Consider the following 22103-nt stretch of genomic DNA (forward strand, 5'->3'; position numbering starts at 1 on the left):
CCGCTCCAGCACACACACGCCCCCACGCCGGACGATGCCAGGAAGCAGTGATGACACAGCACGACCATGAACCTCAGGGCGTCTCGCGCCGCCGACTCGTCAGCACGGTCGGAGCGGCAGGCGCCACCGGTCTGGCCGTCGGCGCCACCGGCGGAGCGGTCGCACAGGCCGTCGCCCGGGACGGCCTGGCAGCCCCCACCCCCCTCACGTCCGTCGGCTCGACGCGCGTGGCCTTCCACGGAAAGCACCAGGCCGGCATCGTCACGCCGCTGCAGGCCGTCGGTCATCTGATCGCCTTCGACCTCGTCCCCGGCGCCCGTCGCAAGCAGGCCGCGGCGCTGCTGAAGCGCTGGTCGAGGACGGCGCGCGAACTCATGGCCAACGAGTCGACCGCGAACCCGACGGGCGTCTCCCTCGACGCCGGGCCCTCCTCACTGACCATCACCTTCGGCTTCGGCCGCTCCTTCTTCTCCCGCACCGGCCTGGAGAAGCAGCGTCCGAACGAGCTGACCCCGCTCCCCGACTTCTCCGGCGACGCCCTCGACAAGGACCGTTCCGACGGCGACCTCTGGGTGCAGATCGGCAGCAACGACGCGCTCGTCGCCTTCGACGCGCTGCGCGAGATCCAGCGCCAGGCCGCGGGAACGGCGCGGCTGCGCTGGCAGATGAACGGCTTCACACGGACACCGGGAGCCACCCGCCGCCCGATGACCATGCGCAACCTGATGGGGCAGGTCGACGGCACCAACAACCCCAAGCGCTCCGAACCGAACTTCGACAGACGGATCTTCGTACCCGCCTCGGGGTCCCCGGCGTGGATGGCGAACGGCTCGTACGCCGTCGTGCGGCGCATCCGGATGCTGCTCGACGACTGGGACAAGCGGACGCGCAATGAGCAGGAGAGGGTCATCGGCCGCCGCAAGTCCGACGGCTCCCCCCTCACCGGCGGCAACGAGGACACCGAGCCCGACCTGGAGAAGCGGGGCCCCGACGGCTCCCCCGTCATCGCCGCCGACGCACACGCACGTGTCGCCGCCCCCGAGACGAACGGCGGCGCGGCCATGCTGCGGCGCCCCTTCTCGTACCACGACGGCTTCCGCGACGACGGTGCTCCCGACGCCGGGCTGCTCTTCATCGCCTGGCAGGCCGATCCGCAGCTCGGCTTCGTGCCCGTGCAGCGGAAGCTCGACCGCGGCGACGCGCTCTCGCGCTTCATCCGGCACGAGGCCAGCGGCCTGTTCGCGGTTCCGGGCGGCCCGGCCAAGGGCGAGTACGTCGGGGAACGCCTGCTGGAGGGATGACGCAGCGCGCGTCCTCCCGGAGGGATGACCGCAGCGCGCCGGGACGGCCTGTCCAGGGTTGTCGTCCCGGCGCGTTGCTCTGCCGCCTCCGTCCCCCGCTCTACGGCTCGTGCCGCTCCTCCCGCCTCTCCTGATCCAGCGTCACGTGGTGGAAGCGGAAGAGGTTCGACGGGTCCGCCGACGCCTTCAGCGCGGCCAGACGCACGCGGTCCTCCGGCGAGAAAGCGGCGGCCGCTCCCCCTGGCACCGCCCCCGCGGACCGCCCGTAGCGGAAGTTGAGGTTCGAGCCGACCGTCCACGGTCCCACCGCGTCCAGCACCCGCTCCTGGAGACGGCGCAGTTCCGCGGACGAGGAACCGTCCAGCACCGACAGCACCACCAGCAGATATCCCGCGTCGCGTCCACCCACCGCGTTCGGCACGGCGGGCTGCCGCGCGAGGGCGCCGCCCATGTGGCGCAGGCTGAGCACGGTCATCGACGGAGCGTCCGGTCCCGTCCGCTCCAGGACGGAACGCAGCGTCGCACGGTCCGGCAGCGCCTCCCCCAGCAGCGCGTTGGCGCCCTGGTAGGAGTGCGGCTGGTCGGGTTCGTTGTAGACGCTCCACGACTCGGTGAACGGCATCGTCCGCAGCGTCCCGGCGATCCGTGGACCGGCCGCGCGCAGCGGCGCGACCAGCCGCTCGCCATCGGCCTCGTCGCCGTTGTACGCGATCTGCACCTGCGCCACGCGTCGGCCGCGCAGATGGCCGGGGAGCACCGGGATGTCCGGGTAGGTCATCACGGTCACCGACGAGGTCAGGCTCTCCGGCACCGTCGCCGTCCACTCCCGCCACGCCTCCAGGACGTCCTCCGCCGACTCCCCGTCGAAGAGCAACTGGCCGCCGTAGAGCCGCTCGACGGGAAACAGCCCGATCTCCAGACCTGTCACGACGCCGAAGTTGCCTCCCCCGCCGCGCAGCGACCGGAAGAGTTCCGGATCGCTGTCAGCGGTGACGTGCCGCAGCCGCCCGTCGGACGTGACGAGCTCGGCGGCGCCGACATGGTCGGCGGCGTAGCCGAACTCGCGGGCCAGCAGTCCGATGCCGCCGTGCAGCGAGTACGAGACCGCACCGACACCGGGACCGGATCCGCTCAGCGGGGCCAACCCGAACCGCCCCGCCTCCTCGACGACCTGGCCCCAGCGCACTCCCGCCCCGATCCACGCGGTCCGGGCGGCGGCGTCCACGCGCACCTCCGTCATGCGGCGCGTGCTGACCAGCACACCGCCCGGCAGCGGAACGGTCAGACCGTGGCCCGTCGCCTGCACGGCCAGCGGCAGCCGGTGCGTGGCCGCGTACTCCACGGCGGCGCGGACATCGGCGGCCTCCGTCGCGCAGACGACCACGTCGGGCCGGTGCCGGTAGCCCGCCTGGAAGCCGGAGACCTCCTCGGAATACTGCTCGTCACCTGGAAGCAGCACGGGACCGCGGACGCGGCCGGCCGGGAAGGCGGGAAGCCCCGCCCCCGGTGCGGCCGTTCGCGAATCGTCAGCCACGCCCGCTCCCCCGCGTCGCCTCCGAACGGCCGGACGGGCCGCCGTCGCCGGCGCTCGCGGCATTGCCCTCGCGGCCCAGCCACGCCGCCAGCCGGCTGTAGTCGTCCGCGTCCTCGGGGACGCTCAGCGGTGGCCCGAACGGCACATCCTCGCCGCGCTCCTCGGGCACCGCCTGACGGGCGACGCCCAGTGCGAACGTGGCCAGAGCCGGGTCCAGCAGGTCCTGCCGTCCGAGCGCCTGCGCCAGATCCCATGAGTGCGTGACGATCTCCATGGCACAGCCCGCCACCGCGAAGCGGCCCGGCATCGTGCCCCACGGCATGGTGACGGGCGCATCGAGCTTCGCGTCGTCCGCCCACGCCGCCGTGAACCGCTCGCGGGCCTGCGCGTACGGCTCCCGCCAGCCGTTGTCCGGTACGCCGGCGACCCCGGAGTCGACCTTCGCATCGGGGTCGACCTCGCCGTAGCCGCCGCCCTCACCGGCCTGCGCGGTTCGGAGCGTGCCCCCGACCACGTGGCTGAGGAGGCTGCCCACGTCGAACCCCGCACAGGGGGTGGAGCGGGTGAGCGCTCCGGGCTCGACCGCGGCGAAGACGGCGGTCATCTGGTCGGCGGCACGTTCGTACACGGGCCGCGGATCCATCGCGGGGCCGGGGGTGGCGGCGGATGTGTCGGCGTTCATGTGAAGGGCTCCGTTCGGGAGGAAGGGCAGGCGGCACTGATGGGCCAGTTGCGCCGGGGTCGGGTCACGGACTCGGCAGCCCTCGGGTCCGGGGACAGGTCGGGCGGCCGTGCGCCGCCGGGCCGGGGCTGTGACGGCCCCGACCTGCGGACTGAGGAGACCTTCCCCTGATTTCCTGACACCCGCCGTCAAGTTTTCCGGCATGCTGGCGAACGTGAAGTCGGACCGTCTGCTCTCGATCCTCCTGCTGCTCCAGACACGCGGCCGCGTGCCCGCCGACGAACTCGCACGCCGCCTCGAGGTCTCCACGAGAACCATCTACCGCGACATCGAGTCCCTCTCCTCCGCAGGCGTGCCCGTCTACGCCGAACGCGGCAGGCACGGCGGCATCTCGCTGCTCGCCGGATTCCGCACCGATGTCACCGGCCTCACCTCCGACGAGGCACGCGCCCTGTTCGTGCTCGCCGCGCAGGGCGCACACTCCGCGCTGGGCCTGGACGGAGCACTCGGTTCCGCCCTGCGCAAGGTCATGGCCGCGCTGCCCGCCCCGCACAGGCCCGCCGCCGAACTCACCAGCCGCCGCATCCTCGTCGACCCCGACCGGTGGCTGGCCCGGCCGCAGCCATCCGTCGACCTCGACACGCTCAACACGGCCGTCTTCACAGACCGGCGGCTGCGCATCCGCTACCGGCACGGCGGCGAGACCACCACGCACACCTACACCGTCGACCCGTACGGGCTGGTCGCGAAGGCCGGAACCTGGTACCTCGTCGCGGACCGGCGCGGCCGTGCGCAGCTCTTCCGTGCGGACCGCATCCTGGACGCGAACGTGACGGAGGCGGCCGTGCAGCGGAGGAAGGGAGTCGAACTGGCCGACGCCTGGGAGGTGTTGCGGCGCCAGGTGGAGGAGCGGCCCGCGAACGTACGGGTCGAGGTGCGCGTTCGCCGTCCACGGCTGGAGATGTTCCGGCGGATCGTCGGGCCGTTCGTGCTGGAAGTGCACGACCCGGCGGCCGGCGGGGAGGAGGAGGGGGCCGCGCCCGACCCCGGCGAGTGGATCCGCGTCGACATCGCCTACCCGGTGCTTGCCGCCGTCCGCCAGCTCCTGCAGTTCGGCGCGGACGTCGAGATCCTCGAGCCGGCGGAGGCCCGCGACGAGGTCGCCCGCGCCGCCGCGTCAGTCACCGCCCTCTACGAGGAGGCCGCCCCGTAGCGACCGGGCGTGCCGCGCGAGGTTCAGGCGGCGAGCAGGCGTTCCAGCAGTACGGCGATGCCGTCCTCGTTGTTGGATCCGGCGATCTCGTCGGCGACCGAGAGCAGTTCGGGGTGCGCGTTGGCCATGGCGACACCATGGGCCGCCCACGCCAGCATGGGGATGTCGTTCGGCATGTCGCCGAACGCGATCGTCTCCCTCGAGGAGAGGCCCAGCCGCCGTGCCGCGATCGACAGGCCCTTCGCCTTGCTGAGCCCCAGCGGAAGCATCTCCACCAGGTCCTGGCCCGACATCGTGATGCTCACCAGGTCGCCCGCCGCCGCGCTCGCGGCCTTCGCCAGCTCATCGTCGCCGAGGACGCGATGCTGGAGGTACAGCTTGTTCAGCGGCGCCGACCACAGCTCGTCCCGGTCGGCACACGCGACCACCGGCAGGCCCTTGCCCTGCTCGCGGTAGCCGGGGCCGATCAGCACCTCACCGTCCAGGCCGTCCTGCGAGGCGGCAACCAGCACCGGGCCCGTCTCCGCCTCGATCTTGGCGATGGCCAGCTGAGCCAGCCTCCGGTCCAGCGTCACCGACGTCAGCACGCGCTCCGCGCCCGCGTCGTAGACCTGCGCGCCCTGTCCGCACACCGCGAGCCCCTTGTAGTCCAGGTCGGCCAGGATGTGCTTCGTCCACGGCACGGAACGCCCCGTCACCACGATGTGCGCCGCGCCGCGCGCCGCCGCGGCGTCCAGCGCCTCGCGCGTACGGGGCGAGGCCGTCTCGTCGTCACGCAGCAGCGTGCCGTCGAGATCCGTGGCGATCAGCCGGTACGGGAACGGGCCCGCGCTTTCGGAGCCGCCGGAATCGCGGGTCACCCCGGTCGCGTCCGTCACTGGCTCACCGGCTCCAGAAGCTCCCGCCCGCCCAGATACGGGCGGAGCAGCTCCGGCACCCGTACGGAACCGTCTGCCTGCTGGTGGTTCTCCAGGAGCGCGACGATCGTGCGGGGCACCGCGCACAGGGTGCCGTTGAGCGTCGCCAGCGGACGCACCTGCTTGCCCTCACGCATCCGGACCGACAGCCGCCGGGACTGGAACTCGGTGCAGTCGGAGGTCGAGGTCAGCTCGCGGTACTTGCCCTGCGTCGGGATCCACGCCTCACAGTCGTACTTGCGCGCCGCGGAGGAGCCGAGGTCGCCCGTCGCCACGTCGATCACCTGGAAGGGCAGCCCGAGCCCGGTGAGCCACTCCTTCTCCCACTCCAGCAGGCGCAGGTGCTCCGCCTCGGAGTCCTCCGGTGCGACGTACGAGAACATCTCGACCTTGTCGAACTGGTGGACCCGGAAGATGCCGCGGGTGTCCTTCCCGTACGACCCGGCCTCGCGCCGGAAGCAGGGCGAGAAGGCGGCGTAGCGCAGCGGCAGCCGCGAGGCGTCGATGATCTCGTCCATGTGGTACCCGGCGAGGGGGACTTCGGACGTGCCGACCAGATACAGCTCGTCCTTCTCCAGGTGGTAGACGTCCTGCGCGGCCTGACCGAGGAAGCCGGTGCCGTCCATGGCCTGCGGCTTGACGAGCGCCGGGGTCAGCATGGGCGTGAACCCGGCCTCGGTGGCCTGGGCGATCGCGGCGTTTACCAGCGCGAGTTCCAGCAGGGCGCCGATGCCGGTGAGGTAGTAGAAGCGCGAGCCGGAGACCTTCGCGCCGCGCTCGACGTCGATCGCGCCGAGCAGCTGCCCGAGTTCGAGATGGTCCTTCGGCTCGAAGCCCTCGGCGGCGAAGTCGCGGGGCGAGCCGATCGTCTCGCGGACCGTGAAGTCCTCCTCGCCGCCGACCGGCACGTCGGGGTACACGACGTTGCCGAGCAGGCGCAGCAGGCGCTGGGTCTCCTCGGCGGCCTCGTTCTGCTCGGCGTCGGCGGCCTTCACCGCGGCGGACAACTCGCCGGCCTTCTTGAGCAGTTCGGCCTTCTCGTCGCCCTCGGCCCTGGGGATCAGCTTGCCGAGCTGCTTCTGCTCGGAGCGCAGTTCGTCGAACCTGACACCGGACGACCGTCGCCGTTCGTCCGCGGCGAGCAGGGCGTCGACGATGCCGACGTCCTCTCCACGGGCGCGCTGGGATTCGCGGACACGGTCTGGATCGTCGCGGAGGAGTCGGAGGTCAATCACCCCGTCAGGGTACCGGTGGGATCACCTCGGCTCGACCGAGTACTGGCCCCGGTGAATTCACGGGAATTGCCGCGCTATGCCGGAATTGAGGCGCCCTGCGGGGCGGTCCCTGGGCACCTCCGTCGAGAGGCGCATTGGCCGACGCGGGCGCTCTCACCTGCCATGTCGCCGTTCCCTGAAGGGAGTTGACGCAGCGTCGGGAGTGATGAAGTCCGGGAACTTATCCACAGCACGCCGGACTCTTCCCATCGTTATCCACAGGGTTCAGGTAGGGCCTGTGGATTGCGGAGGAGATCGTTCCTGGGAATCCGCCGAGACCCGGGATATCCCGGAACAAACCTGTAACAAGCACTCATTCGAGGGGGGTTGACTCACGCTGAAGAGTGACCCAAGAGAATTGCTGTGACGAAACCGCCCTGGCCGCGTTGGGGACACGTTTGTGGTCTCCATGCGGTTTTGTCGATATTGCCCGTTTCGGCCTCCCGAGTTGTGCACAGCCCACACGAGTGCCTGTGGATAACTTTGAGCGCTGCACCGGCTGTCCCGGCACAGCGCCGCACAGCCTCGTTCAGCCCCGCCCGTCCAGACAGCGCGTCAGCCAGTCGGCCGCCTCCACGAACTCGGCGTCGGTCGTGCCCGGACGCTCCGAGGCGTGCCCGCCGTCCGCCCGCGGATACGAGCCGAGATAGCGCACCTGTTCGCAAGCGCGCTTCAGACCCATGAGCACGTCCCCCACCCGGCGGTCCTGCAGATGGCCCTCGCAGTCCACCGAGAAGCAGTAGCGGCCGATCCCCTCGCCGGTCGGCCGCGACTCGATGCGCATCATGTTCACGCCGCGCGAAGCGAACTCCTGGAGCACCTCCAGCAGCGCACCGGGATGGTCGTCGCGCAGCCAGAAGACGACCGAGGTCTTGTCCGAGCCGGTCGCCGCCGCGGGCCGCGCCGGACGTCCCACGAGAACGAACCGGGTGGCCGCGTTGTCCGCGTCGTGGATGCCCGTCACCAGCGGTTCGAGGCCGTACGTGGCCGCCGCGAACTCACCGGCGAAGGCCGCGTCGTAGCGGCCCTCCTGCACCAGCCGGGCGCCGTCGGCGTTGGACGCCGCGGACTCCCACAGCGCGTCGGGGATGTGCTCCGCCATCCAGCGCCGGACCTGCGGCTGCGCGACGGGGTGCCCCGTCACCGTCTTGATGCTCTCCAGCGGAGTGCCCGGGCGGGCCAGCAGCGCGAAGGCGATGGGAAGCAGCACCTCGCGGTAGATCATCAGGGGCCGGCCGCTCGCCAGCTCGTCGAGCGTCGCGGTGACGCCGCCCTCCACCGAGTTCTCGATCGGGACGAAGGCCGCCGCGGCCTCGCCGTTGCGTACGGCGTCGAGGGCCACGGGCACGGACACCATCGGTGTCAGTTCGCGGGTGGCCGCTTCCGGGAGGGTGTGCAGGGCGGCCTCGGTGAAGGTTCCTTCGGGACCGAGGTACGTATAGCGGCTCGCTGATGACATGAGCCCACGTTAGCCGCGTCGGAGACGCAGCGTTTCCGGCGTCTCATCTGCCGGGCGGCGGGCCCGGCGCGCGTTGACGCGAGGCGCCCGCGCGCCGCCGTGACGGGCCATGCACCGGGACGACACACGTGTGGGGGCCACGGTCGCGTGACCGTGGCCCCCACTCCGCGTGTGCCGCCGGTGGCGGCCGCTCTCATTCCTCCCCGGCGAGCGTGAAGACGCGCAGCCTGCGGGCCGCGTACCAGGCGCCGCCGACGGTGGCGACGGCCAGCAGCGTGACGCCCGTGGCCATGCCCACCTCCGAGGTGATGCCCGCCCCGCTGCCGCCGACCTTCTGCGCCAGCGTCAGGGCCCACTGCTGTACGGACAGCTCCCGGGCCCCCGGCACCAGGCTGCCGAAGAGGGTCTCCCAGATCAGGGCGTAGACCAGGCCGAACACCACGGCGTGCCGCGAGACCGTGCCCAGCAGCAGGAACAGTGCGCTGTAGGCGACGGAGGCGGCCGCGGCGGAGACCGCGTAGGCCGTGGCGATCTGCTGGCTGTTGCCGTTGAGGATGTAGCCCGCCACGAACGTGGGGACGGCCGAGAAGGCGACCGTCACACCGATCGCGACCACCAGCTTCGTCACGATGATGCTGGAGCGCCTGATCGGCTTGGCCAGCAGGTAGACCACCGAGCCGTCGTCGATCTCCGGGCCGATGGCGCCCGTACCGGCGACGACACCGATGAGCGGGACGATCGTGGCCATCGCGAAGCCGCCCAGCAGCTGCTTGGTGACGTCGTCGTCCACGTCGCCGAGCATGCGCACGGCCAGGGCGACGACGAGCAGCAGCAACGGGAGCGCGCAGAGCAGCAGGGCGCGGCGGCGTCCCAGCAATCCCCTGTAGGTGAGCCGTGCGACTGTCTTGTTGTACATCGAGAGGGCTCCCTTCAGGCCGCGACGAGGTACGAGAAGACGCTCTCCAGGGACTCGTCCGAGGGCGAGACCGTGTAGAGCCGGATGCCGTGCTCGCGGGCGAGCCGGGGGAGGACCTGGGTGAACCGGCCGAAGTCGATGGCCTGGATCTGCAGCGCCTTCTCGTTCCAGTCGAGCTCGATGCCCGCCGTGGATGCGTCGGCGATGAGGGCCGCCGCGAGGCGCCGGTCGTCGCTGGAGCGTACGAGGTAGCGGTGCGGGCGGTCCGTCATCAGGCGGCGGATCTTGCGGAAGTCGCCGCTGGCCGCGTGCCTGCCGGCGACGACGACCTCGATGTGGGACGCGAGCTGCTCGACCTCCTCCAGGATGTGCGAGGAGAAGAGCACGGTGCGGCCCGAGTCGCCCATCTGCCGCAGCAGCTGCATCAGTTGCATGCGCTGACGCGGGTCCATGCCGTTGAACGGCTCGTCGAGCAGCAGCACCGACGGGTCGTGCACCAGGGCGGAGGCCATCTTCACGCGCTGGCGCATGCCCTTGCTGTAGGTGGAGATCTTGCGGTCCTGCGCCTGTTCCATCTCGACGGTGGCCAGCGCCTTGCGGGTGGCCGCGGCCGGGTCGGACAGCTTGTGCAGTTCAGCGTTGGCCAGGACGAAGTCCCAGCCGGTGAGGAAGTCGTACATCCCCTCACGCTCGGGGACGAGGCCGATCTCCTTGTACGCCGCCTGGTTGCGCCAGATCGGTGCCCCGTCCAGCGTGACGCTTCCCGTCGAGGGCGGCAGGAACCCGCCCATCATGTTGATGAGTGTGGACTTGCCCGCACCGTTCGGGCCGAGCAGGCCGGTCACGCCGGGGCCGATGTCCATGGTGATGTCGTTGACGGCGACGACGTTCCCGAACCAGCGGGAAGTGTGGTCGATATGCAGAGTTGTCACAGCCCGGCCTTTCGGTAGCGGCGCAGCAGCAGGGCGTACGTTCCGGCGATGAGTACGACGGTCAGCAGTGCGTACACGGACGCCTGGGCGCTCGTCAGGTCGGGCGGGCCGCCCGGGAAGGCGTGCTTGCCGTCCAGGAACTTGCTCTGCAGGCCGTCGACGAGCGACCCGGGCGACGCCAGGCCTATCCAGCCGATGGAGTCGGTGTTGTCCTGGGAGGCGAGGATCCCCTGGAGCACGTTGACGAGCATGTACGGAATGGTCAGCACGGCGATGATGGCCGCGACGCCGAAGCCGCGGCGCGGTGTCGCGGCGGCCACCGTCAGCGCGATGCCGGCATGCAGTACGGAGAAGACCGCGCAGCAGACGAGCCCGTACGCGAAGCCCTTCGTCTCGTCCCCGAAGTCGAGCTTCGCCAGCATCGCCCCGACGTAGAGGATGAGGACGGACGTCGCCGTGAAGACGAAGATCGCGGCGGAGAGCGCCGCGTACTTGGCGCCGACGTAGTCCCCGCGCTGGATGGGCCGCGAGAAGTACAGCGGCACGACGCGGAAGCGCAGGTCGAGGGAGACGGCCTGGGGTGCCATCGCTGCGATGTAGACGCCGATGACGGGCTGCATCTGGATGACGTAGGCGTTGTAGTCGATCGGCATCTCCTTGGCCTTCGTGAAGACCGTGACGGCGACGACGATCGCGGCGGGTACGCACATGACCGCGAAGAGGATCATCGGCAGCACCTTGGACCTGGCCGAGCGGCCCAGCCCGTAAGCGCCGCGCAGCGACTGCCCGAAGAGGGAGGTGCGGGCGTATCCGCGGCCCAGCCGGGGGCCGTCGTAGTTGCGGTAGCCGATGTTGTGGATGACGTCCTCGCCGCGCTGCCCCGGCGGCTTGCCGGCGGTCGCGACGGGTGTGCTGCCGTGAGGCTCAGGCGACATCGCCGCTGCCTCCCTTCTGCGGCTGGAGTTCGCGGTCGGATGCGGGACCGCCGCCCTTGGTCAGGGCGTCGGCGGAGGGGGCGGAGGCCCCGGCGCCGGGCTCCGTGTTGAAGACCTCCGCGATGTGGTGGCGGCGCTGTTCCATCCGCACCAGGCCGAGGCCGAGTTCCATGACGGTGTCGCGGACGGTGTCGTACGCCGATTCGTCGGTCGCGTCGACCATGAGCACATGCCCGGCACCGGGGGCGCCCGCCGTGCCCGGAAGCTGCGCGGACAGCCCGGCGGCGGCCAGCGCGGAGCGCAGTGCCTCCGCACCGTCCGGGTGGGAGTCGGTGTCGGTGACCTCCACCGCCAGGGACGCGGTGCTCTTGGTGAAGTCGGCCGTACTGGAGGCACGCAGCAGCTTGCCGCCGTCGATGACCACGACGTGGTCGCAGGTGCGCTCCAGCTCGCCCAGCAGGTGGGAGGTGACGAGCACGGAGATGCCGAAGTCGGTGTGTACGCGGCGGATCAGCGCGAGCATCTCGTCGCGGCCGACGGGGTCGAGGCCGTTGGTCGGCTCGTCGAGCAGCACCAGCTTCGGGTCGTGCACGAGGGCCTGTGCGAGCTTGACGCGCTGCTTCATGCCCGTCGAATAGCCGCCCATGGGGCGGTAGCGCTCCTCGTACAGACCGACGTGGCGCAGGGTGTCGGCCGTGCGCTCGCGTGCGGCGGTGAAGGGGAGCCCGGACATGCGCGCCATGTGGACGACGAACTCGGTCGCGGAGACGTCGGGCGGCAGACAGTCGTGCTCGGGCATGTATCCGACGCGCTCGCGGATCGCCGCACCCTCCCGTGCCACGTCGAGTCCGAGGACGGTGGCGCCGCCCTGGGTCGCGGGGGAGAGACCGAGCAAGATCTTGATGAGGGTCGATTTTCCGGCCCCGTTGGCGCCCACCAGGCCGGTAACACCCGGTGTGATGCCCACGGTCAGCCGGTCCAGCGCGGTCACCCGTGGGTACCGCTTGGTCAGGCTTTCGATAGCAATCACAGTCACCCTCCTGACGCTATGGCCTACGAGCCATGTGTCACGTCCCTCTGGGGGGCTGGATCCGACTGGTACCGAAGGGTGATGCTCCCTTAAGGGGGTCGTAGGACAAGTGAGGCGAAAACCCTGCCGGTCAGGCACCGCACCTCGAAGTTACCCCTGGTATCCACAGCCTTGAGCGGTCTATTGACTCCGCCATCGTCCGTTGTCACATTGATCAGTGTCGAATACGCGGACGCGGCAGGGGCGTCGGTCCCTGCCGGCCTCGAAGGGCTGGGGGATCTGTGAGCGAGCGGAACGGCAGCGGGGCCGACAGCGCGGGCGCTGAGCGGGGAGCGGGTCCGCCCCGGGGCCGGCGCCGGGGGGCGACCGGGGACCTGAGTATCGAGGGCGCACGCGAGCGCCGGGTGCGCACACCGGAAGGCGTCGAGTTGTGCGTGGCGGAGCTTGGCGACGCGCAGGCCCCGACCGTCGTGCTGATCCACGGCTACCCGGACAGCAAGGAGGTCTGGTCGAAGGTCGCCCGGCGGCTCAGCGGCCGCTTCCACGTGGTCCTCTACGACGTACGGGGCTGCGGCCGCTCCTCGGCGCCCGAGCCGCTGCGCGGCGGCTTCACCCTGGAGAAGCTGACGCAGGACTTCCTGACCGTGGCGGGCGCCGTGTCCCCCGGGCGGCCCGTGCACGTGGTGGGGCACGACTGGGGGTCCGTGCAGGGCTGGGAGTTCGCCACCGCGGAGGAGACCAGGGGCCGGGTCGCCTCGTTCACCTCGATGTCCGGCCCGTCTCTCGACCACTTCGGCCACTGGATCAAGAAGCGGGTGAACCGTCCGACGCCGCGGCGGCTGGCGCAGGCCGCCGGCCAGGGCGTCCGCTCCTGGTACGTCTACATGCTGCACACGCCGGTGCTGCCGGAACTGGCGTGGAGGGGACCGCTGTCACGGGCCTGGCCGAAGCTGCTGCGCAGGGCGGAGAAGCTGCCCGCGGACGGCTACCCCACGTCCTCGCTGGGGCGCGACGCCGCGCACGGCGCATGGCTGTACCGCGACAACGTGCGCTTCAGGCTGCGGCACCCCCGTGACGACTGCCATGCCCATGTGCCCGTCCAGCTGATCACCCCGACCCGCGACGTCTTCCTGAGCGAACGGCTCTACGACGACGTCGAGTCGTGGGCACCCGGCGTCGTCCGGCACACGCTGGACGCCAAGCACTGGATCCCGCGCACCCGGCCCGACCAACTCGCGGTCTGGATCAGTGACTTCGTCGACGCGCAGGAATCCGGCCGGGCCGCCGGGCCGGGCGAGCCCGTGCGGGTGTACGAGGGCAGCGGGCCGTACGCGGAGCGGTTCGGCGGCTCGCTCGTGCTGGTCACGGGGGCGGGAAGCGGCATCGGCCGGGCCACGGCCCTGTCGTTCGCCGCGGCCGGAGCGCGGATCGTGGCGGTCGACGTGGACGGCGAACGGGCCGCGCGGACCGCGGAGTCGGCGGAGCGGGCCGGATCTCCGCAGGCCTGGGCGGAGACGGCCGACGTGAGCGACCAGCAGCAGATGGAGAAGCTCGCCCAGAGGATCGCTGCCGACCACGGGGTCGTGGACGTTCTCGTCAACAACGCCGGCATAGGCGTCTCCGGTCCCTTCCTCGACACCAGCGTCGAGGACTGGAAGCGGACGCTGGACGTCAATCTGTGGGGCGTCATCCACGGCTGCCGCCTCTTCGGCAAGCAGATGGCGGAACGCGGCCAGGGCGGACACATCGTCAACGTCGCCTCGGACGCGGCCTATCAGCCCACGCGGCTGCTGCCCGCCTACGGCACGTCGAAGGCCGCCGTCCTGATGCTGAGCGAGTGCCTGCGGGCCGAGCTGGCAGGGCGGGGCATCGGCGTCACCGCGGTCTGTCCCGGGCCGGTCAACACGGACATCACCAGGACGGCTCGCTTCGTCGGCCTCGACGAGGCCGGGCAGCGGCGCCGCCGGGAACGGGTGACCCGCCTGTACAAGCTGCGCAACTACCCGCCGGAGAAGGTCGCCAGGGTGATCATGCGGGCCGTCGTGCGCAATCAGGCGGTCGTCCCGGTCACCCCCGAGGCCCGCGGTGTCCGGGTGCTCTCCCGGCTCTCACCGCGAGTACTGCGTGCGATCGCCCGGATAGAGCCCCCGCTGTGACGGCGGGCCAGGACGGCCTGGTGGAAGGGGCCCGCGGTGAGTACCGCATCGAGGACCTGGCGGGGCACAGCGGCGCCACCGTCCGCACGATCCGCGCCTACCAGGACCGCGGCCTGCTCCCCCGGCCGGGCAGACGCGGAAGGGCCAATGTCTACGACGACACCCATCTGACGCGGCTGAGGCAGATAGCCGCGCTGCTGGAACGCGGATACACGCTCGCGTCCATCAAGGACCTGCTGGAGGCGTGGGACGAAGGCCGCGGTCTGAGCGGTGTGCTGGGGCTCGTCTCGGAAGTCGAAGGACCGTGGACGGACGAGGAGCCGGAGCGTGTCACCCGCGCCGAGCTGGACGAACTCTTCGGCGAGGGCTCAGGCGACAGCGACGACGCCGTGGCCGAGGCGGTCGAGCTGGGCGTGCTGGTGCCGCTGCCGGAGAGGCCCGGGGAGTATCTACTCCCCAGCCCGCAGGAGCTGGCCGTGGCCGCCGAACTGCACCGGGCGGGCGTGCCGTTGCTCGCGCTCACCGAGCACCTCCGCGAACTGCGCACCCAGGTGGAGGGCATAGCGGCCCGCTTCATGGAACTCACCGACGAGCACATCTTCCGCCGATGCCTGCACACCCGTCCCTCGGACGAGGACGCCTCGGAGGCGGCGGGTCTCGTGCGCCGGCTGCGCCCGCTGGCGCAGCAGACGGTCGACGCCGAACTGGCCCGCGCCATGCGGACGTTCGCCTCCCGCAGCCTGCGTGAGCACCTGCGGCGGGCGGCGGTGTCGCAGGAAGCGGAGACGGTCGGAACGGAAGCACCGGGGCAAGCTGCGGCACCGGCACGGGCGCCGGTTGCCTCTTCGGCTCCCAGTCCCGGACCCGCACCCGCACCCGCAGGCTCCGTAACGACGCCCCCGTCGGTGGCGCCGCCTGCGTCTTCGACGGTGTCCCAGTCGGCGGCCACCGAACCCGTACGGCTGCCCGCGGCGACCCTCGCCGCCGTACGGGAACTGGTCGGTGAGGAGCATGCCGGCGCCTTCATCACGGCGGCCACGGAGCGCGAGGTGCACTCCCGCGCCATGGACCTCCTCGCTGCTGCCCGGCCCCCGGCCTCCGCAGGACCGCCCAGCTCTCCCTAGTACCGGCCGAAGTACTGACCGAAGTACTGACCGACGTCTGACCGAATCACCCGCCCACCCGGCGCGCCACTGGCCCGCGTGCGGGCCACCACGGGCCACCGTGGACCGATGAGGACGCTGCCCGGCCGTTCCGACCACGTGGTCGTGGTCGGTGCGGGCCTCTCCGGTCTTTCGACCGCCCTGCACCTGGCGGGAGCGGGGCGAAGCGTCACGGTCGTCGAGCGCGCCCCGGGCCCCGGCGGACGGGCCGGGCGCATCGAGCACCGTGGCTATCTCCTTGACACCGGCCCCACGGTGCTGACCATGCCTCACCTCATCGAGGAGGCGATGGCGGCCGTCGGCGAATCGATGTCCGACCACATCGAGCTGATCGCGCTGCATCCCGCGTACCGCGCCCAGTTCACCGACGGTACGCACATCGACGTGCACACCGAGCCCGAGGCCATGGAGGCGGAGATCCACCGCGCGGCGGGCGCAGCCGAGGCGGCGGGATACCGGCGACTGCGACGCTGGCTGGAGCAGATCTACCGCGTGCAGATGCGCTCCTTCATCGACGCCAACTTCGACTCCCCGCTCGGACTGCTCACCCCCGACCTCGCCCGGCTGGCCGCGCTGGGCGGCTTCGCCACCTGGCACGGCCGCATTTCCCGTTTCGTCCGGGACGAGCGGCTGCGGCGGATCTTCTCCTTCCAGGCCCTCTACGCGGGTGTGCCGCCCACCCGCGCGCTCGCCGCGTACGCGGTGATCGCCTACATGGACACCGTGGCCGGTGTGCACTTCCCACGCGGCGGCATGTACGCCGTGCCCCGCGGCATGGCCGCCTCCGCGCAGCGGGCCGGCGTCACCTTCCGATACGGCACCGCCGTGACCCGCGTCGAGCGCTCCCCCGCGGGCCGGGCCGCAGCCGTACACACCGCCGAGGGGGAGCGGATCCCCTGCGACGCGCTGGTCCTGACCTGCGATCTGCCCGTCACCCACCGGCTGCTGGGCGGCGCCCCGCGACGCGCGCTGCCGCTGCGCTACGCGCCGTCAGCGGTCGTGCTGCACGCGGGAGGGCGCCGCACCTGGCCCCAACTGGCCCACCACACCATCTCTTTCGGCAACACCTGGCACGACACGTTCCGCCAGCTGACCCGCACCGGTGAGCTGATGAGCGATCCCTCACTGCTGATCACCAGCCCGACCGTCACGGACCCCTCCCTCGCGCCACCGGGCCGGCACCTGCACTACGTACTGGCCCCCTGCCCCAATCTGGTGACGGGCTCGCACGACTGGCATGCCATCGCGCCCCGCTACCGCGAGAGCCTTCAGGCCGTGCTGCACGGCCGCGGTCTGGAGGGCTTCGGCCAGGACCTGGAGACGGAACGGCTGGTGACCCCGGCGGACTGGGCCGCGCAGCACCACGCGGCGGGGACGCCGTTCTCCGCGGCCCACACGCTCGCGCAGACAGGCCCGTTCCGGACCAAGAACCTGCCTTCCGGCTGGGAGAACGTCGTACTCGCCGGCTGCGGCACCACGCCCGGTGTCGGTGTGCCGACCGTGATCGTCTCCGGGAAGCTCGCCGCCGCCCGCATCACCGGTACGCACACCCGCACACCTGCACCGCCCGTACCCCCGCGCGCAAGCACCAGCACCGGCCCCGGCCCCCGCTCACGCACGGCCACCCGCACCCGCATCCGTACGCGTACAGGCGCCGGCACAGGCACCCGCGCCGGCATCACACCGGTACCGTCCGGCCCGCCCTCTTCCGGGCCCGCTGTCACCACCCCGAAAGGCGAGGCCGATGCTCAGAGGTGAGCTGAACGCGGCGGACGTCCTCGATCCCGCGCTGCGCGCCGCGTACGCACGCTGCCGGGAACTCAACGCCCGTGACGGCAAGACGTACTTCCTCGCCACCCGCCTCCTGACGCCCCGCCAGCGCCCCGCGGTGCACGCCCTGTACGGCTTCGCCCGGTGGGCCGACGACATCGTCGACGCCCCGGACCCGGCGATCTCCCTCGACGAGCGCGGCGCCCGCCTGCTGCGGCTCGACGCCGACCTGCGTGCCGCGCTGCGCTCCGGCCGCAGCACACACCCCGTCATCGCGGCCCTCGCCGACACCGCCGTCCGCTACGCCATCGACCCGCAGCACTTCAGCGACTTCATGCGCTCGATGCGCATGGACCTGACCGTCGCCGAGTACGGCACGTACGAGGACCTGCGCGACTACATGCACGGCTCGGCTGCCGTCATCGGGCTCCAGGTGCTTCCGGTGCTCGGCACCGTCGCGCCCCCTGATGAGGCCGGGCCGCATGCCGCATCGCTCGGAATCGCCTTCCAGTTGACGAACTTCCTGCGCGACGTCGGAGAAGACCTCGACCGCCACCGCATCTACCTCCCGCAGGACCTGCTGGCGGCGCACGGCGTGGACCGGGAGCTGCTGCGCTGGTGCCGTCTCCACCGGCGCAACGACGGGCGTGTGCGGGCGGCGGTGCGCGAACTCGCCGGCACGACACGGGAGATCTACCAGCACGCCGCCCGTGGCGTCCCCATGCTGTATCCGGTCTCCCGCCCGTGCGTGGAGACGGCTCTGCTCCTCTACCGGGGCATCCTCGACGAGATCGAGGCCACCGACTGCGCCGTCATGCACCGGCGCACGGTCGTCCCCCGCGGCCGCAAGGCGCGAGCCCTGCTCCCCGCCCTCGCCAGAACCGCCGCGCTGCGCGCACGCCGCACACCCTTCCCCGAACGGCGTGGCGCGCTGCCCGGGACGGTGCTCCCTTGACGCGGCCGGGCCGGCGCAGCCCGCTGCGGCTCCTCCCCGCCTCTGCCTGGGAGCGGCAGCCGCCGACGTGGCAGGCGGCCCGCCCCTCCCTCATCGCGGACGCGCTGAAGCGGGCCGTCAACCGCCCTTCCGGCAATTGGTACGTGCTCACCTCCTCTCGGGACGTCCCCGACGACCGTCCGATCGGCCGCACGGTCGCGGGGGTCGAGCTCGTCGTCTGGCGGAACTCGGCGGGCGCCCTGCGCGCGGCACCCGGCGCATGCCCTCATCTCGGTGCTCCGCTGCGCGAGGCCGCCCTGTGCGGTGGCCGCCTCGTATGCCGGTGGCACGGCCTGGCCCTGGACGAAGGCGGCATGGGCGACTGGCATCTCTTCCCCGCACACGACGACGGGGTCCTCGCCTGGGTGCGGCTCGACAAGGTGGGAGGGGAGGAGCCCACGCCGCTGCCGGTGCTGCCGGACCGCCCGGCCGCCGCGAAGACCCTCGACGCGGTGGTCACGCAGGTCGGCGGCTGCGAGCCGGAGGACGTCGTCGCCAACCGCCTCGATCCCTGGCACGGCTCGTGGTTCCACCCGTACGCCTTCGCCCGGCTGACGGTGGTGGAGGAGCCCGAACCGCACAACGGCGACCGCTTCCTCATCGATGTCGCCTACCGGCTGACGGCCCGTACCGGCATCCCTGTGCGCGCCGCCTTCGCCGCCCCGGAACCACGCACCGTCGTGATGCACATCCTCGAAGGCGAGGGAGCCACGTCCGCCGTGGAGACGCACGCCACCCCGCTGACTCCTCCCGGGCATCCGCGGCCGCGCACCGCGGTGATCGAGGCCGTGCTCGCCACGTCCGAGCGCAGGGGTTTCGCCGCTGCCCGGCTCGCGGCGCCGCTGCTGCGCCCCTTCATGCGCCGGGCCGCGGCACGACTCTGGCGCGACGACCTCGCATACGCCGAGCGCAGGCGGCAGTTGATCAGTGCGGGACGGTTCCCGGGTTGACTGCGGAAAGGACGTGCCGATGACTGACACCGACGCGGACGCCGACGTCGTCGTGGTCGGAGCCGGGGCATCCGGCCTGTCCCTCGCGTGGCGCCTGGTGAGCGGCGCGGCCGGCGCCGGGCGGGCGGCCCCCCGCGTCCTGCTCGTCGAGCCGCCCCCGGGGCCGCTCCGCAGCCCGGAGCGGACCTGGTGTTTCTGGGAAGAGGGGCCGGGCGAATTCGACGATCTCCTGACCGCCGCGTGGACGCGGCTGTCCGTCACGGACGGGGACGGGCGTACGACCACGGGCGCCTGCGGGACGACGTACAAGATGCTCCGCTCCACGGCCTACACGCGTGAACTGGGGGCGCGGCTGGCCTCGTCGGCCGGGGTGCGACGCGTGACCGGTACGGTCACCGGAATCCGCGACGTGCCGGGGGGCGGCGAGACGACCGGGGTGGACGCGGACGGACGGCCGTTCCGGCTCCTCAGCCGCTGGGTGTTCGACTCGCGCCCGCCACGGCGGCTGCCCCCGGCCCGCACCACGCTGTTGCAGCACTTCCGCGGGTGGTTCGTGCAGACCAGGCGGGCCTGCTTCGACCCGTCCGTGGCCCAGCTGATGGATTTCCGTACGCCACAACCGCCGCCCGGGGGCCTCGCGTTCGTCTACCTCCTGCCCCTCTCGGAGGACGAGGCCCTGGTCGAGTACACGGTCTTCTCCACCTCGGTGGCGAGCACCCGGACGTACGAGACCGCGCTGCGCCGCTACCTCGAGGACACCCGGCGGCTCGGCGACTACACCGTCACCGAGACCGAGCACGGCGTCATCCCCATGACCGACGGCGTCTTCCGGCGCCGAGCCGGCAGGTCGGTCTTCCGCATCGGTGCCGCGGGGGGCGCCGTGCGGCCGTCGACCGGCTACGCGTTCGCCGCGCTCCAGCGCCAGGCCACGGCCGTCGCCGCCGCGTACGGGGCCGGCCGTACGCCGCTGCCGCCGGAAGCGCACTCGTGGCGCCACCGCACCATGGACGCAGTCCTGCTGCGGGCTCTGGCGACCGGCCGCATCGACGGCGGGGCCTTCTTCACCGGCCTCTTCCGGCGCAACCCCCTGGACCGGGTGCTGCACTTCCTCGAAGGGCGCTCGACTCCCGCGCAGGAGTGGGCGATCGGCCTGCGCGCCCCGGTCCTCCCGATGGTGCGCACGCTGGGCGAACTCCCCTTCGTACCGCTCCGGGCAGTACAGGCGGAGCGGCCTTCTTCGGGCGTCCGGTCCGCGGCCGTCGAGCACGGGGGAGTGCAGGCGTGAGGCACGGCCACCGGCCACGGCCGCCGCTGCACATCCGGGACCGGCGTGCAGTCCTCTGGCCGGCGGCGGCCGGGGCTCCGCACGTCCGCGAGCCCGCGCCCCGCGCCGCCGTCGTGGGCGGCGGCATCGCCGGGCTCGCCGCCGCCACCGCCCTGGCCGAACGCGGCGTACGCGTCGACCTCCTGGAGGAGCGGCCGACGCTGGGCGGGCGGCTGCGCGGGTGGCACACGCGGCTGGCCGACGGCAGCACCGCGACGATGAGCCGCGGCTTCCACGCCTTCTTCCGCCAGTACTACAACCTGCGGGGTCTGCTTCGGCGTACGGTCGACGACTCCGGCACCGGCTGTGGCGCCGGCACGCTCGTGCCCCTGCCCGACTACCCGCTGCGGCGCGCCGGCGGCCCGTCCGACAGCTTCCGGCGGGTACCGCGCACCCCGCCGTGGAGCGTGCTGGGATTCGTGGCGCGCAGCCCCACCTTCACGCTCTCCGGCATGGCGAGGATGAACCCGAGGGCGGCGCTGCCCCTTCTCGACGTGCGGGTGCCGGAGATCTACCGGCGGCTGGACGAGGTCAGCGCGGCGGAGTTCCTGGACAGGGTCCGCTTTCCCGACGAGGCCCGTGACCTGGCCTTCGAGGTGTTCTCCCGGAGCTTCTTCGCCGACCCGCGCGAACTGTCCGCCGCGGAGCTCGTGTTGATGTTCCACATCTACTTCCTGGGATCGGCGGAAGGCCTGCTCTTCGACGTCCCCGCAGAGCCCTTCCCCTTCGCCCTGTGGGATCCGCTCGCGCGCCGCCTCGGCAAGCTCGGCGTCAGGGTCCGTACCGGCGTCGGGGTGCGCTCGCTCGTGCCCGAAGGCGACGGCTTCGCGCTGTCCCTCTCCGCCCGCCCGGACGACGCGGACCCGGAGGTGCACCGCTATGACGCCTGCGTCCTGACCCTCGACAGCAGGGGGTTGCAGACCCTCGTCGCCGACTCCCCCCGAATCGGGGACGAGCACTGGCGCGCGGGCATCGCGCGCCTGCGCCAGGCCCCGCCCTTCCTCGTCTCGCGCTACTGGCTGGACCGACCCGTGGCTCCCGGCAGGCCGGGCTTCCTCGGTACGAGCGGCTACGGGCCCCTCGACAACGTCAGCGTCCTCGACCGGTGGGAGGGCGAGGCCGCGCGCTGGGCCCGGCGAAGCGGCGGCTCGGTGGTGGAGCTGCACGCGTACGCCGTACCCGCCGGCCGCGACCGCACCGCGGTCGAAGCCCGCACGCGGCACGAACTATCCCGCGTCTACCCCGAGACGGCACGAGCCGGGACCGTCGACGTACGTCACGAATGGCAGCAGGACTGCCCCCATTTCCCCGTCGGCGGATACGCGGACAGGCCGGGCGTGCGCACCCGCCACCCGCGGCTCGTGGTCGCCGGGGACCTGGTGCGCACGCGGCTGCCGGTCGCACTGATGGAGCGGGCGGCGACCACCGGGTTCCAGGCCGCGAACGCGCTGCTGGCCACCTGGGGCGTTCGGGGGCACCCGCTGTGGTCGGTGCCGGTGGCGGGCCGCTCCGCCGCGCTGCGCGCGCTGAGCCGGCTGGGCTGACGGCTGCGC

Annotated in this window: 18 protein-coding genes; 9 read left to right on the forward strand and 9 right to left on the reverse strand. The window is 72.1% G+C overall.

Features of this window, described 5'->3' with window-relative positions; translation table 11 throughout:
- Positions 1–50 precede the first annotated feature (50 nt).
- Positions 51–1301: an iron uptake transporter deferrochelatase/peroxidase subunit gene (gene efeB, locus G4Z16_RS15705; RefSeq protein WP_197351402.1), complete on the forward strand. Its 1251-nt coding sequence runs from the start codon at positions 51–53 to the stop codon at positions 1299–1301.
- Between the two features lie 100 nt (positions 1302–1401).
- Here the strand turns inward: efeB and G4Z16_RS15710 are convergent, their stop codons facing one another.
- Positions 1402–2835 carry an FAD-binding oxidoreductase gene (locus tag G4Z16_RS15710; RefSeq protein WP_246530879.1) on the reverse strand — a complete coding sequence of 478 codons (1434 nt, stop codon included), beginning with the start codon at positions 2833–2835 and terminating at the stop codon, positions 1402–1404.
- Positions 2828–3517, reverse strand: coding sequence for a TIGR03086 family metal-binding protein (locus tag G4Z16_RS15715; RefSeq protein ID WP_197351404.1), 690 nt, complete (start codon positions 3515–3517; stop codon positions 2828–2830). Before G4Z16_RS15715 ends, G4Z16_RS15710 begins: the two co-directional genes overlap by 8 nt.
- A 214-nt stretch (positions 3518–3731) precedes the next feature.
- Between G4Z16_RS15715 and G4Z16_RS15720 the strand changes: the two genes are divergently transcribed.
- Entirely contained in the window at positions 3732–4730 is a 999-nt protein-coding gene (locus tag G4Z16_RS15720) for a helix-turn-helix transcriptional regulator (protein ID WP_197354628.1), read from the forward strand.
- Positions 4731–4753: 23 nt separating this feature from the next.
- Here G4Z16_RS15720 and G4Z16_RS15725 read toward each other — a convergent pair whose 3' ends face one another.
- From G4Z16_RS15725 to G4Z16_RS15755, 7 genes are all read right to left on the reverse strand, one after another.
- Positions 4754–5608, reverse strand: a complete 855-nt coding sequence (locus G4Z16_RS15725) for an HAD family hydrolase (RefSeq protein WP_246530880.1) — start codon at positions 5606–5608, stop codon at positions 4754–4756.
- Positions 5605–6882, reverse strand: a complete 1278-nt coding sequence (gene serS, locus G4Z16_RS15730) for a serine--tRNA ligase (RefSeq protein ID WP_197351405.1) — start codon at positions 6880–6882, stop codon at positions 5605–5607. The genes G4Z16_RS15725 and serS overlap by 4 nt, the downstream gene beginning before the upstream one ends.
- 568 nt (positions 6883–7450) lie before the next feature.
- Positions 7451–8380, reverse strand: a complete 930-nt coding sequence (pheA, locus tag G4Z16_RS15735; protein ID WP_197351406.1) for a prephenate dehydratase — start codon at positions 8378–8380, stop codon at positions 7451–7453.
- 193 nt (positions 8381–8573) lie between these two features.
- Entirely contained in the window at positions 8574–9296 is a 723-nt protein-coding gene (locus tag G4Z16_RS15740; protein ID WP_197351407.1) for an ABC transporter permease subunit, read from the reverse strand.
- Positions 9297–9310: 14 nt separating this feature from the next.
- Positions 9311–10228: an ABC transporter ATP-binding protein gene (locus G4Z16_RS15745; protein ID WP_197351408.1), complete on the reverse strand. Its 918-nt coding sequence runs from the start codon at positions 10226–10228 to the stop codon at positions 9311–9313.
- Positions 10225–11163: an ABC transporter permease gene (locus G4Z16_RS15750; RefSeq protein ID WP_197351409.1), complete on the reverse strand. Its 939-nt coding sequence runs from the start codon at positions 11161–11163 to the stop codon at positions 10225–10227. The genes G4Z16_RS15745 and G4Z16_RS15750 overlap by 4 nt, the downstream gene beginning before the upstream one ends.
- The gene (locus G4Z16_RS15755; RefSeq protein WP_197354631.1) at positions 11153–12193 is read right to left on the reverse strand and encodes an ABC transporter ATP-binding protein; all 1041 of its coding nucleotides are present in this window, start codon (positions 12191–12193) and stop codon (positions 11153–11155) included. Before G4Z16_RS15755 ends, G4Z16_RS15750 begins: the two co-directional genes overlap by 11 nt.
- A gap of 374 nt (positions 12194–12567) precedes the next feature.
- Here G4Z16_RS15755 and G4Z16_RS15760 point away from each other — a divergent pair, with 374 nt between their 5' ends.
- The 7 genes from G4Z16_RS15760 (at position 12568) to G4Z16_RS15790 (ending at position 22094) form a co-directional block, all read left to right on the forward strand.
- Positions 12568–14349, forward strand: coding sequence for an SDR family oxidoreductase (locus G4Z16_RS15760; protein WP_197354633.1), 1782 nt, complete (start codon positions 12568–12570; stop codon positions 14347–14349).
- A complete protein-coding gene (locus G4Z16_RS15765) occupies positions 14346–15473 on the forward strand; it encodes a MerR family transcriptional regulator (protein ID WP_246530881.1) in 1128 nt (375 codons plus the stop codon). Before G4Z16_RS15760 ends, G4Z16_RS15765 begins: the two co-directional genes overlap by 4 nt.
- A gap of 108 nt (positions 15474–15581) precedes the next feature.
- Positions 15582–17270: a phytoene desaturase family protein gene (crtI, locus tag G4Z16_RS15770; RefSeq protein ID WP_197351410.1), complete on the forward strand. Its 1689-nt coding sequence runs from the start codon at positions 15582–15584 to the stop codon at positions 17268–17270.
- Positions 17257–18237, forward strand: coding sequence for a phytoene/squalene synthase family protein (locus G4Z16_RS15775; protein WP_197351411.1), 981 nt, complete (start codon positions 17257–17259; stop codon positions 18235–18237). Before crtI ends, G4Z16_RS15775 begins: the two co-directional genes overlap by 14 nt.
- Positions 18234–19226: a Rieske (2Fe-2S) protein gene (locus tag G4Z16_RS15780; RefSeq protein ID WP_197351412.1), complete on the forward strand. Its 993-nt coding sequence runs from the start codon at positions 18234–18236 to the stop codon at positions 19224–19226. Before G4Z16_RS15775 ends, G4Z16_RS15780 begins: the two co-directional genes overlap by 4 nt.
- Positions 19227–19245: 19 nt before the next feature.
- Entirely contained in the window at positions 19246–20511 is a 1266-nt protein-coding gene (locus G4Z16_RS15785) for a lycopene cyclase family protein (protein WP_197351413.1), read from the forward strand.
- Positions 20508–22094, forward strand: coding sequence for an FAD-dependent oxidoreductase (locus G4Z16_RS15790; protein WP_197351414.1), 1587 nt, complete (start codon positions 20508–20510; stop codon positions 22092–22094). The genes G4Z16_RS15785 and G4Z16_RS15790 overlap by 4 nt, the downstream gene beginning before the upstream one ends.
- The last annotated feature ends 9 nt before the right edge of the window (positions 22095–22103 follow it).

The organism is Streptomyces bathyalis (assembly GCF_015910445.1).
GTDB classification, from domain to species: Bacteria; Actinomycetota; Actinomycetes; order Streptomycetales; family Streptomycetaceae; genus Streptomyces; species Streptomyces bathyalis.

Excerpts from the sequence above, each read along its gene's own strand:
- efeB (WP_197351402.1), top strand. The coding sequence starts at position 51 with ATGACACAGCACGACCATGAACCTCAGGGCGTCTCGCGCCGCCGACTC.
- G4Z16_RS15715 (WP_197351404.1), bottom strand. The coding sequence starts at position 3,517 with ATGAACGCCGACACATCCGCCGCCACCCCCGGCCCCGCGATGGATCCG.
- pheA (WP_197351406.1), bottom strand. The coding sequence starts at position 8,380 with ATGTCATCAGCGAGCCGCTATACGTACCTCGGTCCCGAAGGAACCTTC.
- G4Z16_RS15740 (WP_197351407.1), bottom strand. The coding sequence starts at position 9,296 with ATGTACAACAAGACAGTCGCACGGCTCACCTACAGGGGATTGCTGGGA.
- G4Z16_RS15750 (WP_197351409.1), bottom strand. The coding sequence starts at position 11,163 with ATGTCGCCTGAGCCTCACGGCAGCACACCCGTCGCGACCGCCGGCAAG.
- crtI (WP_197351410.1), top strand. The coding sequence starts at position 15,582 with ATGAGGACGCTGCCCGGCCGTTCCGACCACGTGGTCGTGGTCGGTGCG.
- G4Z16_RS15775 (WP_197351411.1), top strand. The coding sequence starts at position 17,257 with ATGCTCAGAGGTGAGCTGAACGCGGCGGACGTCCTCGATCCCGCGCTG.
- G4Z16_RS15785 (WP_197351413.1), top strand. The coding sequence starts at position 19,246 with ATGACTGACACCGACGCGGACGCCGACGTCGTCGTGGTCGGAGCCGGG.